The 13,414-nt window shown below is 48.2% G+C and carries 17 protein-coding genes; 1 reads left to right on the forward strand and 16 read right to left on the reverse strand.

Annotation, left to right across the window (positions count from 1 at the left end; all coding sequences use genetic code 11):
- Positions 1 to 8: 8 nt before the first annotated feature.
- From folD to spoIIIAA, 15 genes are all read right to left on the reverse strand, one after another.
- On the reverse strand, positions 9 to 866 hold the full coding sequence (gene folD / locus BMY78_RS16610) for a bifunctional methylenetetrahydrofolate dehydrogenase/methenyltetrahydrofolate cyclohydrolase FolD (protein ID WP_076291880.1): 858 nt from the start codon (positions 864 to 866) through the stop codon (positions 9 to 11).
- Between the two features lie 46 nt (positions 867 to 912).
- A complete protein-coding gene (gene nusB / locus BMY78_RS16615; RefSeq protein ID WP_063565701.1) occupies positions 913 to 1,365 on the reverse strand; it encodes a transcription antitermination factor NusB in 453 nt (150 codons plus the stop codon).
- Between the two features lie 195 nt (positions 1,366 to 1,560).
- Positions 1,561 to 1,794: a DUF2273 domain-containing protein gene (locus BMY78_RS16620; RefSeq protein ID WP_053784412.1), complete on the reverse strand. Its 234-nt coding sequence runs from the start codon at positions 1,792 to 1,794 to the stop codon at positions 1,561 to 1,563.
- A 14-nt stretch (positions 1,795 to 1,808) separates the two neighbouring features.
- Positions 1,809 to 2,348 (reverse strand): alkaline shock response membrane anchor protein AmaP, encoded by a 540-nt coding sequence (gene amaP / locus BMY78_RS16625; protein ID WP_090900785.1) that lies wholly within the window; start codon positions 2,346 to 2,348, stop codon positions 1,809 to 1,811.
- Positions 2,349 to 2,496: 148 nt separating this feature from the next.
- Complete coding sequence (locus BMY78_RS16630) at positions 2,497 to 2,907, reverse strand: Asp23/Gls24 family envelope stress response protein (RefSeq protein WP_024630996.1); 411 nt, start codon at positions 2,905 to 2,907, stop codon at positions 2,497 to 2,499.
- Positions 2,908 to 3,132: 225 nt separating this feature from the next.
- A complete protein-coding gene (gene accC / locus BMY78_RS16635) occupies positions 3,133 to 4,476 on the reverse strand; it encodes an acetyl-CoA carboxylase biotin carboxylase subunit (RefSeq protein WP_090900788.1) in 1,344 nt (447 codons plus the stop codon).
- Between the two features lie 55 nt (positions 4,477 to 4,531).
- Positions 4,532 to 4,996, reverse strand: coding sequence for an acetyl-CoA carboxylase biotin carboxyl carrier protein (accB, locus tag BMY78_RS16640; protein ID WP_063565765.1), 465 nt, complete (start codon positions 4,994 to 4,996; stop codon positions 4,532 to 4,534).
- A 139-nt stretch (positions 4,997 to 5,135) separates the two neighbouring features.
- Positions 5,136 to 5,999: a SpoIIIAH-like family protein gene (locus tag BMY78_RS16645; RefSeq protein ID WP_090900791.1), complete on the reverse strand. Its 864-nt coding sequence runs from the start codon at positions 5,997 to 5,999 to the stop codon at positions 5,136 to 5,138.
- Between the two features lie 66 nt (positions 6,000 to 6,065).
- On the reverse strand, positions 6,066 to 6,704 hold the full coding sequence (gene spoIIIAG, locus BMY78_RS16650) for a stage III sporulation protein AG (RefSeq protein WP_090900793.1): 639 nt from the start codon (positions 6,702 to 6,704) through the stop codon (positions 6,066 to 6,068).
- 15 nt (positions 6,705 to 6,719) lie between these two features.
- A complete protein-coding gene (gene spoIIIAF / locus BMY78_RS16655; protein ID WP_090900796.1) occupies positions 6,720 to 7,598 on the reverse strand; it encodes a stage III sporulation protein AF in 879 nt (292 codons plus the stop codon).
- Positions 7,599 to 7,628: 30 nt separating this feature from the next.
- Positions 7,629 to 8,819 (reverse strand): stage III sporulation protein AE, encoded by a 1,191-nt coding sequence (gene spoIIIAE, locus BMY78_RS16660; RefSeq protein WP_090900799.1) that lies wholly within the window; start codon positions 8,817 to 8,819, stop codon positions 7,629 to 7,631.
- Positions 8,820 to 8,840: 21 nt separating this feature from the next.
- Positions 8,841 to 9,230 (reverse strand): stage III sporulation protein AD, encoded by a 390-nt coding sequence (gene spoIIIAD, locus BMY78_RS16665; protein ID WP_090900801.1) that lies wholly within the window; start codon positions 9,228 to 9,230, stop codon positions 8,841 to 8,843.
- Positions 9,231 to 9,262: 32 nt separating this feature from the next.
- The gene (gene spoIIIAC / locus BMY78_RS16670) at positions 9,263 to 9,466 is read right to left on the reverse strand and encodes a stage III sporulation protein AC (RefSeq protein WP_017687585.1); all 204 of its coding nucleotides are present in this window, start codon (positions 9,464 to 9,466) and stop codon (positions 9,263 to 9,265) included.
- A gap of 29 nt (positions 9,467 to 9,495) precedes the next feature.
- A complete protein-coding gene (gene spoIIIAB, locus BMY78_RS16675; RefSeq protein WP_090900804.1) occupies positions 9,496 to 10,014 on the reverse strand; it encodes a stage III sporulation protein SpoIIIAB in 519 nt (172 codons plus the stop codon).
- Positions 10,007 to 11,011: a stage III sporulation protein AA gene (gene spoIIIAA, locus BMY78_RS16680; RefSeq protein ID WP_090900807.1), complete on the reverse strand. Its 1,005-nt coding sequence runs from the start codon at positions 11,009 to 11,011 to the stop codon at positions 10,007 to 10,009. The genes spoIIIAB and spoIIIAA overlap by 8 nt, the downstream gene beginning before the upstream one ends.
- A gap of 276 nt (positions 11,012 to 11,287) precedes the next feature.
- On the opposite strand from spoIIIAA, the gene BMY78_RS16685 reads away from it, so the two are divergent.
- The gene (locus BMY78_RS16685; RefSeq protein ID WP_090900810.1) at positions 11,288 to 12,037 is read left to right on the forward strand and encodes a 2-phosphosulfolactate phosphatase; all 750 of its coding nucleotides are present in this window, start codon (positions 11,288 to 11,290) and stop codon (positions 12,035 to 12,037) included.
- A 79-nt stretch (positions 12,038 to 12,116) separates the two neighbouring features.
- Here BMY78_RS16685 and BMY78_RS16690 read toward each other — a convergent pair whose 3' ends face one another.
- Positions 12,117 to 13,370 (reverse strand): aspartate kinase, encoded by a 1,254-nt coding sequence (locus tag BMY78_RS16690; RefSeq protein WP_090900813.1) that lies wholly within the window; start codon positions 13,368 to 13,370, stop codon positions 12,117 to 12,119.
- Positions 13,371 to 13,414 lie beyond the last annotated feature (44 nt).

Here is a 13,414-nt window from a genome sequence, read left to right on the forward strand (position 1 = left end):
ACAGTTACCTAGGCCAATCCGTGAGCGCGTTTGGCTGCGATCAGTGTATTTTGCATCAACATGGTAATTGTCATTGGACCAACGCCACCAGGAACTGGAGTAATTGGGCCAGATACCGTCTTCACGCTTTCGAAATCTACATCCCCAGCCAGTTTGCCGTTATCCAAGCGGTTCATTCCCACATCGATTACAACAGCACCCGGTTTGACGAAATCGGCATCCACAAAGTTTGCACGACCGATAGCAACCACAAGAATGTCTGCCTGACGGGTGATCTCTTTCATGTTCGCTGTACGGGAATGACACATGGTTACCGTTGCGTTCTCACGTTGAAGCAGCAAGGATACCGGTTTGCCCACAATATTGCTGCGACCGATAACTACGGCATGTTTGCCTGACATTTCGAGACCCGTACGCTTGATTAGCTCAATCACGCCCGCAGGCGTACATGGCAACAAACTATCGTCTCCAATGACGAGGTTCCCCACATTAACCGGATGGAATCCGTCCACATCCTTGTCCACGGCGATTGCATCAATCACCGCTTTCTCTTCGATATGTTTCGGCAATGGGAGCTGAACCAAAATACCGTTAATGGATTCCTGTTTGTTCAGCTTGTCCACCAACGCGAGCAGATCCTCTTGGGACGTGCTTGCATCCAAACGATGAACTTCGGAATAGAAACCGAGGTCATGACATGCTTTTTCTTTGTTACGCACATATACTTGGGATGCCGGATCTTCCCCGACGAGCACAACAGCCAGGCCAGGTACTACCCCCTGTTCGCTAAGCTGTTTCACTTCTGTTGTCATGCTTGCGCGCATTTCCTGGGATACTTCTTTTCCGTTAATAATAGATGCTGTCATTGTACTCTCTCCCTTATGTGAACATATAATTAAGTGACTCACAAAATTAAGACAGTTTTGCTTTGATGGTGCTGACTTCCTGAATCATGCGCCCAAGTACGCCGTTAACGAACTTACCCGATTCATCTGTACCAAAATACTTGGACAATTCAATCGCTTCGTTGACAGATACTTTTGCCGGAATATCATCACGGAACACCATTTCATACGTGGAAAGCCGTAAAATCTGGCGATCTACACGTGACAGACGGCTAATCTGCCAGCCTTTCAAATAATCGACCAATAATCCGTCAATCGCTTCTTTATTGTTCCATGCGCCCTGTACCATTTCGGTCACGTAGGTACGCATTACATCTGCATCATGAATAACCACTTCAGTTTCATTGTCTTCAGCGGCTTCATTAATCAGCATATTCACGGCTTCAGCTGCGCCCACTTCATTCATTTCCATCTGATACAGACTTTGTACTGCAATTTCCCTTGCCAAACGTCTTTTCATGTCCTGCCTCCTGCAGCGCTCCCTGTGGAGCGTCATCATGCTTATTTTAAAATATAAAATCTTTGATGGAATCAGAGATCTTATTATATTGTTATCCCTTTTCACAAAAAAACCTGCAATCGTTTCCTCCAAAAAACGGGCAACCTAAACTACAGCTCTATTTTCGGAAGAAACATATTGCAGGGTTCAGGTGGCTCACTTAAAGGGACGCCAGCGATCACCAAGCCATTGCCCCCATTCCCTCCAGGGAATGAACGAGCCCAGCTTTGAGTCGCTTCGTCTGCCTAATGTATAACCGATGAACACCAAGAGTGCAAAGAACAACATATCCCAAAAACCGATCCATACATAAAGAAATCCAAAAAAGATGCCGCCGACAATTCCAGTAATTCGGCCTCTGTGACTATCCCAAATCTCTCTCCACAGCATCAGTGAAACTCACCTCATTCCACTCGACTCTTGTAGTTAGGCGACTGGGTAACGTTGGCAATATACACGGTGACAAAAGAAACCGGGATACCCGTAATCTCCTGTACATGATCATGTATTGCCTTCTGCAGTTCGGCTGTCAGCGTCGGGATTGGCGTCTCGCCATCCACTACTGCACGGATCATAATCTCCAGTCCGGATTCAACCACACGAATACGAGCTTTGACATCACGAACTCCCCGGAAACGGGAAGTTGCTTTGAGACAGAGATTTTCAATCGTTTCCATCGAAATCTGCACATCACCATACTCAGTACGCTGATCTACAGATGGCAATGAAGCACGATCACGCCGAACCGAGATGTAGAAAAATCGCAAACTCAGGATAAACAAAATTGCTGCTGCAACTACCGCCGCAATAATGACGTTTTGTTCCTGCTGGTAATTCAATTCGTAAGGCAGCACACCACTGATAAGAAGTATGACTGCTGCCGATATTGCTCCAACGCTTATGCTGTATATAAACAACAGAAGCCGATCCAGTATTTTAGCCACGAACTGCACAGCCTCCCTTGCTCACTAACATGGCTTAACCTGCCCTTTGGCAAAAGGATAACCCTCAGGTGCAAGCTTACGCTTATTATGAAGACCTGTCCAAGACGGGATAACCCCCGGCAGTGATGCCGGGGGAATCTGTCTTCTTTTATTTTACGCGCTGACTGTTCAGGTCGATTTCTTCCACTTTCTCGGTGCTCTTGAACTGAACGTCATGAATGTGCACATTCACTTCATTCACATTCAATCCTGTCATGTTCTCAATGGAGCGCTTCACGTTCTGTTGAATTTCGGTAGCCACCTGTGGCAGACGGTAACCATATTCAATAATAACGGAAACATCCACAGCAGCTTCACGCTGACCTACTTCAACCTTAACGCCTTTGGAAAGGTTTTTGCGACCAAGCAATTCAGCAAATCCACCAGCGAATCCACCGCTCATGCCTGCAACACCTTTAACTTCAACTGTAGCCAGTCCAGCGATCACTTCAATAACTTCAGGTGCGATCTGGATTTCACCGATATCCGTTCGTTCAAATTCTGTCGGCAGTGTACTCATAACTGTTCAACACACCTTTCGCGAAATAAGTTTGCGGCCATCCGTCAGGGCGCTGGTGCTCAGGCCTATCTGGCCTTCAGAACCCTTCCGGTCCGGCTTTACCGGAACTCCTGCAACTTCATCCGCGTATGTGCGGCGGCTTATCCTCTGCAGGAGACATGCGCTCTTATTATTACATACTATATCATTTGGGCTACATTATGACAAACAAGCCCAATATACCTTTTAAATCTCATTTTCCTCAAGAAATTTGATATCAAAGTCCCCACGAACAAACGTTGGATGCTCCAGCAATTTCTGATGAAAAGGAATCGTTGTGGAAATGCCTTCAATCGCAAATTCAGCCAATGCACGCTTCATCTTCGCGATAGCCTCTTCACGGTTTGCTCCCCACACGATCAATTTGGCGATCATGGAGTCATAATAAGGAGAGATCGTGTATCCCGGATAAGCTGCACTATCTACACGTACACCCGGTCCTCCTGGTGCAAGATAGAAACCAATTTTGCCTGGTGACGGCATAAAATTACGGTCCGGATCTTCTGCGTTGATACGGCACTCAATGGACCAGCCATTGATCACAACATCTTCCTGACGGAATGAAAGCGGATTGCCTTCAGCTACCGAGATCATTTCGCGGATCAAATCCACGCCAGTAACCATTTCAGTTACAGGGTGTTCAACCTGAATACGTGTATTCATTTCCATGAAATAGAATTCACCGTTAGGGCTGAGCAAGAACTCAAGTGTACCTGCTCCCGAGTAATTCACCGCAAGCGCTGCCCTTACTGCGGCTTCTCCCATCAATGTACGCACATCTTCGGAGATGATTGGACAAGGTGCTTCTTCCACCAGCTTTTGACGTCGACGCTGAACAGAACAATCACGCTCGCCCAGATGCACTGCATTTCCATGTTTGTCTGCAATGATCTGAATTTCCACGTGCTTCATGCCTGTCAGGAATTTCTCCAGATATACTCCGGCATTGCCGAAAGCTTTCTGTGCTTCCTGCTGGGCAGCTGTAATTTGTTTGATCAGCGCCTCTTCATCTTCAGCAATACGAATCCCTTTACCTCCACCACCAGCGGTAGCTTTGATAATGACAGGATATCCAATATCTCTAGCAATCATAATGGCTTCATTCATATTTTCAACCAAACCGTCGGATCCCGGAATGACAGGAACACCTGCATCCTTCATCGTTTGTTTGGCGACAGCCTTATCACCCATTTTGGTAATGGCTTCTGGAGAAGGGCCGATGAACGTAATATTGCAGGAACCACAGATTTCTGCAAAATCAGCGTTCTCTGCCAGGAATCCATAACCTGGGTGGATCGCATCACATTCTGTCAGTGTAGCTACACTCATCAGGTTGGTGAAGTTTAGATAACTGTCTTTCGAAAGTGTAGGCCCGATACAATACGCTTCATCTGCGAGACGAACATGCAGGGAGTCTTTATCCGCTTCCGAATAGACTGCTACCGTCGAAATGCCGATTTCACGACAGGCACGAATAATACGTACCGCAATTTCGCCACGGTTCGCAATCAGTATTTTTTGAAATTTCATTTCGTTATTGTCCTCCTTCGAAGCTCATGCAGTTGCCGTTATGCGGTTATAACCGTTATTCCGGTTTCACCAGGAACAGGGGTTGTCCATACTCAACCAGCTGTCCGTTCTCAACCAGCACTTCAACGATTTCTCCCTTGATGTCAGCATCAAGCTCGTTCATCAGCTTCATCGCCTCAATGATACATACCGTTGTTTTCTCAACAACTTTATCACCAGCGCTTACAAAAGGACCCGCTTCCGGCGAGGAAGCTCTGTAAAAAGTACCCACCATCGGGGATACAATTTTATGTAAATGACTTGTAGTATCGACTTGAGGAGCAGCCTCAGCCACCACTGCAGCGGGTTGCACCTGTGGTGCAGCAATCATTTGCGGTTGAATAGCAGCTGCCTGAACATACTCGGTTTTACCCGGTTTGCGAATCGACAACCGTGATCCTTCGTTTTCAATTTCCAACTCTTGAACGGAACTTTCATCTACCAGTTTGATCAGCTCTTTGATCTCACTCAATTTAAACATTTCCATTATTCACTCCTTCGGCATCATGCCAGTCTCACTAGGACGGTCATATGGCTTTATGTATTATATCATAATCATTAAAAATGGAAAGAGCCCGAGATCTGATCCAGTTCTCGGGGCTACTTTTCCATTTTTTAGATTACTGTTCTGTCACGTATTGCACGCTGATTTTATTTTGGGATACAGCCAGTTCTTTCATCACCAGATCCACAATGGAAACCGCCTGTTTTACATCCAGTTTGTCACTGAGAACAACAACTTTATACTTGTCGGCATCCTCCTGAACGATGGCATTGGCAAACTGTTGTGACAGGGTTTCTTCGATGCCATTGATTTTGGCTTCTTTTTCTTCCAGCGTACGAAGCTGCTCTGTTGCTTTGGCATTTTCTTCTGGTGTTTTGCTCAGATCACCCGCAACGGTCATAAGTTCTTCATACTTGCGATTGTTGCTCTCCTCACGCTGCCACTGGTAGTTCTGGAACTGGCTGCTCGCAGACGCTGCCGTATTCTGCTCCTCCATCTCTTTGAGAACGTCCTCATCGGTTTTCGTTGCGCTGCCTTCTGTTCCAGTACTTGTCTCAGGGGTGGTTACTGCGCCTTTGTCTGTTCCTTTGTCTGTTCCTTTGTCTGTACCTTTCTCGCTGCCTTTACCCGCTTCACCTTGTTTCTCGCCGGATTCCGCAGCTGGTGATTTCTCGGTGTCTCCAGCTTCTTTACCGTCTACAACCGCAGGATTATCCACAGATTCAGCTGCCGTTTGATCTCCTTCAGTGCCTGTAACTTCGCCGCCATTCACCACTTCATTCACAACCAGACCTTCTGTCGGATCAAGGATTCCAGCCGTTTCCTTCGCTTCTCCCTGTTTCATACCATCCACCTGCGTGCTCTCAGCTACAGGCGTATTAACCGGACCGGAATCTTCAGTGAACAGGTAATAGGCGGACAAAATGACCATCAGACTCAGCATGGATACGAGCCATACCGTTTGACGTTTGTTATTCATTAGAACTTCCTCCTCGAATTGGCTTCATTCTTATGACAATCAAATCTTGTGATTCATGGTTTCGGACTAATCTTGTTTGCGCGGAACAACCGAAATCCGGTAGGCCGCAACATTCAGTCCTTTTTCCACAGCATCTGTAATCAGGTCCTTCACAACCTTGTTCTCTGCACCTCTGGCAACGACAAGCACGCCCCGGATCTGCGGTTTGAGCTTTTTCGTGACAATCGGTGTCTGATCCCCTGATATTTCATACGTTATAATTTCGCCATCCCGGGTATATTGCGTCATATGTCGCTTTCCCCCGTTTGCATCCGTTTCTTCGGTGAGCTGCTGCGAATCCTTCACATTACGCTGTACAACAAGCTCCTCTGTAGAATCCACGGTCACCATCACATCAACAGTTCCCACACCAACGATATTTTCCAGCACACCCTTGATCTTGTCCTCAAATGCGATCTCTATCGCCTGAAATGGATTCTGATCCGTCGGATCCGCCTGTATGGATGCCATGGATGTAGCCGGATCAGGAGGCTCGCGACCGATATTTTCGGAATCAATCTTTTTGACATTGACGAAAGAGTTGAACAGCATAATTCCGACACCGATCAAACCAAGGATAATCAGCCAGCGAAAGGTTTGACTGCGCCGCTGCCCGCCTTCTCCTCCGCCGAGCCAGCTTTCCATCTTTTTGAGCCATTGCCTCATCGGATACCCTCCTTCTTACAGCGCCGAAGCGCTTTTCTTTTCTTTCACCTGTACTTTGTTGGCATCGATATCCCACTTCTCTGTCAATAGCGTAATTATTTGTACTGCTCGTTCAGATCGGGAGGACGTCTGTCCTTGCTGAGAGTTTGTCTCTGCCTGCCCACCCGACACAGGTGTGGAATCAGCTCCCTGTCCATTTTGCGGTTCGCCAGAGTTACCCTTACCCATGCTACTTTCATGATTGCTGCCACTGTTCACCTCGATCTGTACATCAGGGACCTCAATCTGACCAATCTGGATTGGCTCCTTTACTGGAGGTGATTCAGTGGCTTCGGATTCCGGGTCAGATTCGAATATCGGTGTTGTCGTTGCCGCTGCTTCCTGCTGATCTGTGTTGAGGCTGACTTTCCCCGCTGCTGCCTCACCTGTCATCTCCACCAAAACATACTGGATCACCGGAAGTTCCACCGAGGAAGTCAAGTCCGTCTCCGGCTTAGTAGTATTCATGGCGAGCTTTACCTCAACAGACTGCACTCGCTCCCCGGTTGTTTCTTCAATTTGCCCTTTCATTACGTTAGCCAGCTCTTTGGCTGTCCATTGCAGCGATTGTTCCTGTTCATTGGATTGCAGCCGCCTGCCCTGAGCCAAAATCTGTTCAAGTGTTGCATTTCCATCAGATGGCGAATCCATGGCGGTCATCGCTCGCTTAAGCTCGCCAACAGGATCACTTTTCAAGAGCTTGGTTATAGGCGATAACAGGGTTAGCAGGATAAGGAGGCTCAGCACAAGCTTGACATAGCGTTCCATGGATCTGTTGGGCAATAACATATCCACGAAAGTCGCCAGCAGAACGATCATGATCAATTCCCGGAGCCAGCTGCTCAGCCACCCCATCCTTCCAGCCCCTTTCTATCGAGCATCCCCTCATCTCATCATGACGGTCAGATTGCCTGCGGTTAGTAGGATCGTGATTGCCAGAAAAAACATCAGTCCGACAGCAGCAAGTGCTGCAAATACGTAAAGCATGCTTTTACCTATCGCTTGCAGACATCCTACAATCGGCGTATCTCCTAACGGTTGCATGATCGCGCCAGTTATGTTGTAGATCAGGGCTAACGTCAGAATTTTAAGTGCAGGAAACGCGCATAAAAACAAGATGATGATGACACCCGTTAGTCCGATTGCATTTTTCACCAGGAGTGACGCTGTGATCACCGTGTCCGTTGCATCCGCAAACGTTCTGCCGACAATGGGGACAAAGTTGCCTGCGATGTACTTCGCCGCTTTCAGACTGACACCATCTGCCACGGAGCCCGATGCCCCCTGCACCGAAATTACGCCCAGGAACATCGTAAGCAGTATACCGAGCAGAGCTACACTAATATTCCGTAAGAGATCTGCCAGCTGTGTAAGCTTGTACTTGTCGGACAAGGAACTGACGAGATGTAATACGGCTGAGAAAAAGAGTAGCGGGAACACCAGCATGTGGATCAATGTACCGACCAGATGAATCATGAAAATGATCAGCGGATGAGTCACAGAAACGGTAATGACATTTCCCATGGAAGCCAGCAGTGTAAACAACAGGGGCACCATGGCCATCATAAAGTTGATCATGCTGGCAATGGCATCCTTGGCGTATCCAATCGCCACACTGAAGCTGTTTATGGCGATGATAATAATGACCATGTAACAAATGGAATAAGCGATTTTGCTAATATTGTTTTTCTCAAAAGCGGTCTGCAACGTCTCCAGAATCATGCTCAGCACACTCAGCATCACAATCGTGACCAGAAGCTTGCCGTTATATAAAATTTCATGCAGCATGAAGGTTCCAATCGCTATAAACACTGACTTCAGGCTAAACCCTTCATTGCCGGGCACTAACATATCCATAAAAGAAGGCGTTTTTCCTTCCGGGAAAAAACCACCGTATTGTTGCATGAGTTGGTCCCAATACTTTTCCACCTGATCCTTGGGAAGCTGGTCAGCCTGCTGCTGCATCCACTCTCCCGAGGGAGAACCAGCGGCCACCTGTCCCATGATGGCAAATAGAAAACACAGCGTCAGCACGAAGGTAAGGCGCCACTGCGGCTTGTGATGCATCATTTTCATATGAAGTCCGCACGCCTCCCTCTATACCGGCATCAGCTTCATGACGGTTTCGATAATAATGCTGATGATGGGTATCGCGAGTACAAGGATCAGCACCTTGCCAGCAAGTTCAATTTTAGAAGCAATGCTCTCCTGGCCTGCATCCCTGACAATCTGTGCGCCGAATTCAGCAATGTACGCTATGCCTATAATTTTCAGTACAGTTTTCAGATAAATGCTCTCCATGCCTGAATTCTCGGCAAGCCGTTTCAACACCTCGATCACCGCGCCAATCTTGCCAATCAGCAGCATGAAGATCACGATGCCGGTAGCAGCAGCTATCAGAAAAGCGAACATCGGCTTCTGTTCTTTGATAACTAGAATGAGCACCGTTGCGATGAGCGCCAGACCTATAACTTGGATAATTTCCACAGGTCACCACCATCCCGGCTTCATGACCGTTTTCATTGAAAAAGAAATATCGATTTGATCTCTTGCAGCAGGCTGTCCAGCATTCGGACCACCATGAACAATACAACGACAAATCCGATCACGGTCACCCAGTGAGCCATATCTTCCTTTCCCATTTGTTTCAGCACCGTATGAATCATTGCAATGATGATTCCGATGCCCGCAATTTGAAAGATTGCGTTCACTTCTAAATTCATGACCTTGGCACCTCACTATCCCGGCTATTTCAGAAGATCAGAATGACGATTAACGCTCCGACAAGCATCCCGAGACTGCGGCACATTCGTTCATATTTCATTTGATCGGCTTGGGCGCGGGATTCCTCATGCATTAGTTGCTGAATGGCTAACGAGATGTGCTTGGTCTGATCCTGACGATCGCTGGTGCCAAGGCTGAAGCTCAATTGCAGCATGACCTCCCGCTCGTCCGCCTTCATGGCTGATCTTCCCCATGCCTCTTCTATACCAGACTGAAGACTCTCACGAGCAGTGTGTCCATGAGGTGGCTCCATCTGCTTGGCTGCGTGGAGGAACAGCGTCCGAACAGGCTCTTTTGTCTGGGCCCCCATTTTCCCCATAGCATCAGGCAACGGGGTCAGCCCGTAGTTAATCTCTGTCATCAACCGCTGAAGAGCAGCGATTAATTCTCGCAGTTGTCTTGGCCTCAAGGCATACTGCCTCGCCTTGTAGAATCCGGCTAGGGTACTGGCCAGCAGAATGATGACGGCACCGAGCATGTTAACCAAAGGCCTCACCTCCCACTTCTGCCTGCTGGAGACCGCGCATTTTGCCATCGGCCATTCGAAAGGTCATGCCCCGGCTCGTCCGTTGCAGCTGTACATAACGCTGGAACATCTGCTCGACGATCAGGGTTCTCAGTGCAGGTCTGGAAGAAAGCTCGGCCAGATCACGACCATGCGCAGTGGCGATGACCGATACGCCTGCATGTAGTGCTTCCATGACCGCCTCCGCATCTTCCGGTCGGCCTATCTCGTCCACGATCAGAACATCGGGAGACATGGAGCGAAGCATCATCATCATGCCCTCAGCCTTTGGACAACCGTCCATGACATCGGTACGAGGTCCCACATCAAATCCAGGTACGCCCTTGTAGCTTCCAGCAATTTCGGACCGCTCATCAACGATGCCAACCTTTAGACGTGGACGCATGCCCTGAACAAGTTCATTGACACCCGTAAGTTTGGTTCCACTGCTAATCTGTCTTGCCAGATCCCGCAGTAATGTGGTCTTGCCTTGCTGCGGAGGTGAAAGAATTAAGGTGTGCATGACCTGTCCACTTTTCATGTCCAGCAGATATGGCAAAATCCGATCAGCGACTCCGTGAATTTCTCGGGCCACCCTGACATTGAATCCATTGATGTCGCGCAGGTATTCGACGCGGCCTCCACTTAGCACTGTTCGGCCAGCCAGTCCAATCCGATGCCCGCCAGGAATAGTGATGAAGCCTTTACGCAGCTCCTCTTCCAATGTATAAAGCGAATGATTGCTGATCAGATCCAGCAGCCTGTGTGTTACCTCTTTTAAAGGAATATAGGCTTCATCAGGCTTCGAAGTCGGACTGCCCTGGGGTGTGAGGAAGTGATAGGTGTCTCCTGCATTGATTTCCAGTGGTCTTCCTTCACGGATACGTACTTCCTCCACTTTATCTAATAAAGCGGGCGGCATTCTTCCCAGAATGGTTCGAATCGGTTCCGGAAAGAGATCCTTCCAGTTCACCATCATGAATAGGCCCCTCCAACCTTGAATTCGGTTTTATTGCGTTCCTGGTGCTTGTTCATATCTCAAGTTTATGTGTGTACATTGAATTTATGACGCTGAACTCTATCATTTTCTTCAAAATAGGGAGGAGAGTTTAAAAATCATAGATCAGACTACTGTTCTTGTTCTAGGCACCCGTCTAGATCCAAGTGCATATAGTGCTTGCAGACAGGTGATATTCATTCCGGGATAAAAAGGACAGAACCACCTATCCCCAAATACAGAAAGGAGTTGTGGGGAGTGCGAGTCGATGTGGTAGGTAATGTGAATGAAGTTCGAAGAATGGATATTGCAGGACGATGTGTGGTTGTTATCGATGTGTTGCGAACGACCAGTACCATCGTTACGGCACTGGCATACGATGCAGCGGACGTCATTGCTGTAGAAACTGTTCCTCAAGCGAAACAATTGAACGTGCAGGATGCCATTCGTGGTGGGGAGCGTTTTGATAAAAAAATTACAGGATTCGAGGTGGGCAATTCCCCCTATGAATATATGACTCCGAATATTGCGGGTAAAACCATTATTCTGACTACGACAGATGGTACACGTGCCCTGATCAAGGCATCCAAGGCTAGACATGTGTTCGCAGGCTCATTTCTCAATGTGAAGGCTGTCGCGGATGTTCTGTGCGAGCTGCGCCGGGATATTTTATTGTTATGCGCAGGGGATCAGGATGAGTTCGCGCTGGAAGATGGTTTATGTGCAGGCAGCATTATCGAGGAGTTGTACCGACAATCCACTTTCCCCATTAGGCTGAACGATTTGGGCCTGGCGCTCCATCAGGCTGCCTCTCATGCCGAGGATAAATTACCCGATCTTGTTAGAGTATCCGCTGGTGGTCGAAGGCTGGAAAGGCTAGGGAGGATACATGACATAACGTATTGCACCCAATTGAACTTGCTGGACTGTGTTCCAGAGATGGGTGAAGGGAACCGGATGCAACCATTCAGAGGAACACGTAAGGAACGGCTGTTTAAATTGCTGTGAACAACCTAAAAAGGTGTACTGCGATCCCGAATGGGAATACACAGTACACCTTTAGTGTGTCTTTACAACTGTATTGTTTTTATCTGCGAACTTGCGGTCCGCCAATGACTGCCTGCTCAGCCGTATCCAGATCATATGCTGTATGCAGCGCCTTAATTACGTCATGAAGCTTCTCTCCGTCAATAACACAGGATACCTTGATCTCGGAAGTGCTGACCATCTTGATGCTCACGCCTTCGCCCGAGATGACTTTGAACATCTTCGCAGCAACACCCGGATGGCTAACCATGCCTGCGCCAACGATGGAGACTTTCACCAGGTCTTCTTCAGAAGTAACTTCACGGTAAGGCAGGCGGCTATGGAGGGCTTCAATGACACGCAGTGCGTTCTCCCGGTCAGACAGCGCAACAGAGAACGAGAAGTCTGCTTTACCGTCCATCACACCACTCTGAACGATAATGTCGACATCCAGCTGTTCTGATGCAAGGGCACCAAACACTTCAGCGAGAACCCCCGGTACGTCTGGTACACCCAGAATACTGATGCGAGCCACATTTTTGTCATAGGCAATTCCACTAACTACCACGCCTTGTTCCATTGTTGCTTCCTCCTTCACAACCGTTCCTTCATTATGGTTAAAGCTGGATCTTACAATCAAAGGCACACCGGAATGCTTCGCGTATTCAACAGCACGCGGATGCAATACCGCTGCTCCCAGGTTGGCCAGTTCCAGCATCTCGTCGTACGAAATTTCCTTAAGCTTGCGTGCAACCTTCACGATCCGCGGATCGGTGGAATAGATACCATCTACATCCGTGTAAATCTCACAAGCATCCGCCTTAATAGCTGCTGCCAAGGCTACTGCTGTTGTATCCGATCCCCCGCGGCCAAGTGTCGTAATCTCGCCGTCTTCCGTCATTCCCTGGAAACCTGCAACGATTACAATGTTGCCCTCAGCCAGCGCCTCATTCACCCGTTCCGGATGAATATCGTTAATCCGTGCTTTGCCGTGTACCGGCTCTGTCCGGAATCCCGCTTGCCAGCCTGTAAATGAAATGGCTTTGCGTCCTAGTGCCTGAATCGCCATGGATAACAATGAAATCGAGATCTGTTCTCCCGTAGTCAAAAGCATATCCATCTCACGTGCAGGCAGTTCACTGTTCAGCTGTTTCGCCTGATCAATCAGATCATCCGTGGTATCCCCCATGGCCGAAACCACGACTACACACTGATGTCCTTCATCCGCTTTTTCTACAACACGTCCGGCTACACGCTTCATGCGCTCTGTATCTCCGACCGAGCTGCCCCCAAATTTCATGACGTACAATGACAACGCAAATCCACTCCCTACCTTGTGCAGTATGCATAATTGATGTC

Source organism: Paenibacillus sp. OK076 (genome assembly GCF_900110055.1).
In the GTDB taxonomy this organism is placed as follows: domain Bacteria; phylum Bacillota; class Bacilli; order Paenibacillales; family Paenibacillaceae; genus Paenibacillus.

What these genes read in the sequence shown, in the direction of transcription:
- folD (WP_076291880.1), bottom strand. Translation starts at nt 866, where the DNA reads ATGACAGCATCTATTATTAACGGAAAAGAAGTATCCCAGGAAATGCGC.
- nusB (WP_063565701.1), bottom strand. Translation starts at nt 1,365, where the DNA reads ATGAAAAGACGTTTGGCAAGGGAAATTGCAGTACAAAGTCTGTATCAG.
- BMY78_RS16620 (WP_053784412.1), bottom strand. Translation starts at nt 1,794, where the DNA reads ATGCTGTGGAGAGAGATTTGGGATAGTCACAGAGGCCGAATTACTGGA.
- BMY78_RS16630 (WP_024630996.1), bottom strand. Translation starts at nt 2,907, where the DNA reads ATGAGTACACTGCCGACAGAATTTGAACGAACGGATATCGGTGAAATC.
- accC (WP_090900788.1), bottom strand. Translation starts at nt 4,476, where the DNA reads ATGAAATTTCAAAAAATACTGATTGCGAACCGTGGCGAAATTGCGGTA.
- accB (WP_063565765.1), bottom strand. Translation starts at nt 4,996, where the DNA reads ATGTTTAAATTGAGTGAGATCAAAGAGCTGATCAAACTGGTAGATGAA.
- BMY78_RS16645 (WP_090900791.1), bottom strand. Translation starts at nt 5,999, where the DNA reads ATGAATAACAAACGTCAAACGGTATGGCTCGTATCCATGCTGAGTCTG.
- spoIIIAG (WP_090900793.1), bottom strand. Translation starts at nt 6,704, where the DNA reads ATGAGGCAATGGCTCAAAAAGATGGAAAGCTGGCTCGGCGGAGGAGAA.
- spoIIIAF (WP_090900796.1), bottom strand. Translation starts at nt 7,598, where the DNA reads ATGGGGTGGCTGAGCAGCTGGCTCCGGGAATTGATCATGATCGTTCTG.
- spoIIIAE (WP_090900799.1), bottom strand. Translation starts at nt 8,819, where the DNA reads ATGAAAATGATGCATCACAAGCCGCAGTGGCGCCTTACCTTCGTGCTG.
- spoIIIAC (WP_017687585.1), bottom strand. Translation starts at nt 9,466, where the DNA reads ATGAATTTAGAAGTGAACGCAATCTTTCAAATTGCGGGCATCGGAATC.
- spoIIIAA (WP_090900807.1), bottom strand. Translation starts at nt 11,011, where the DNA reads ATGATGGTGAACTGGAAGGATCTCTTTCCGGAACCGATTCGAACCATT.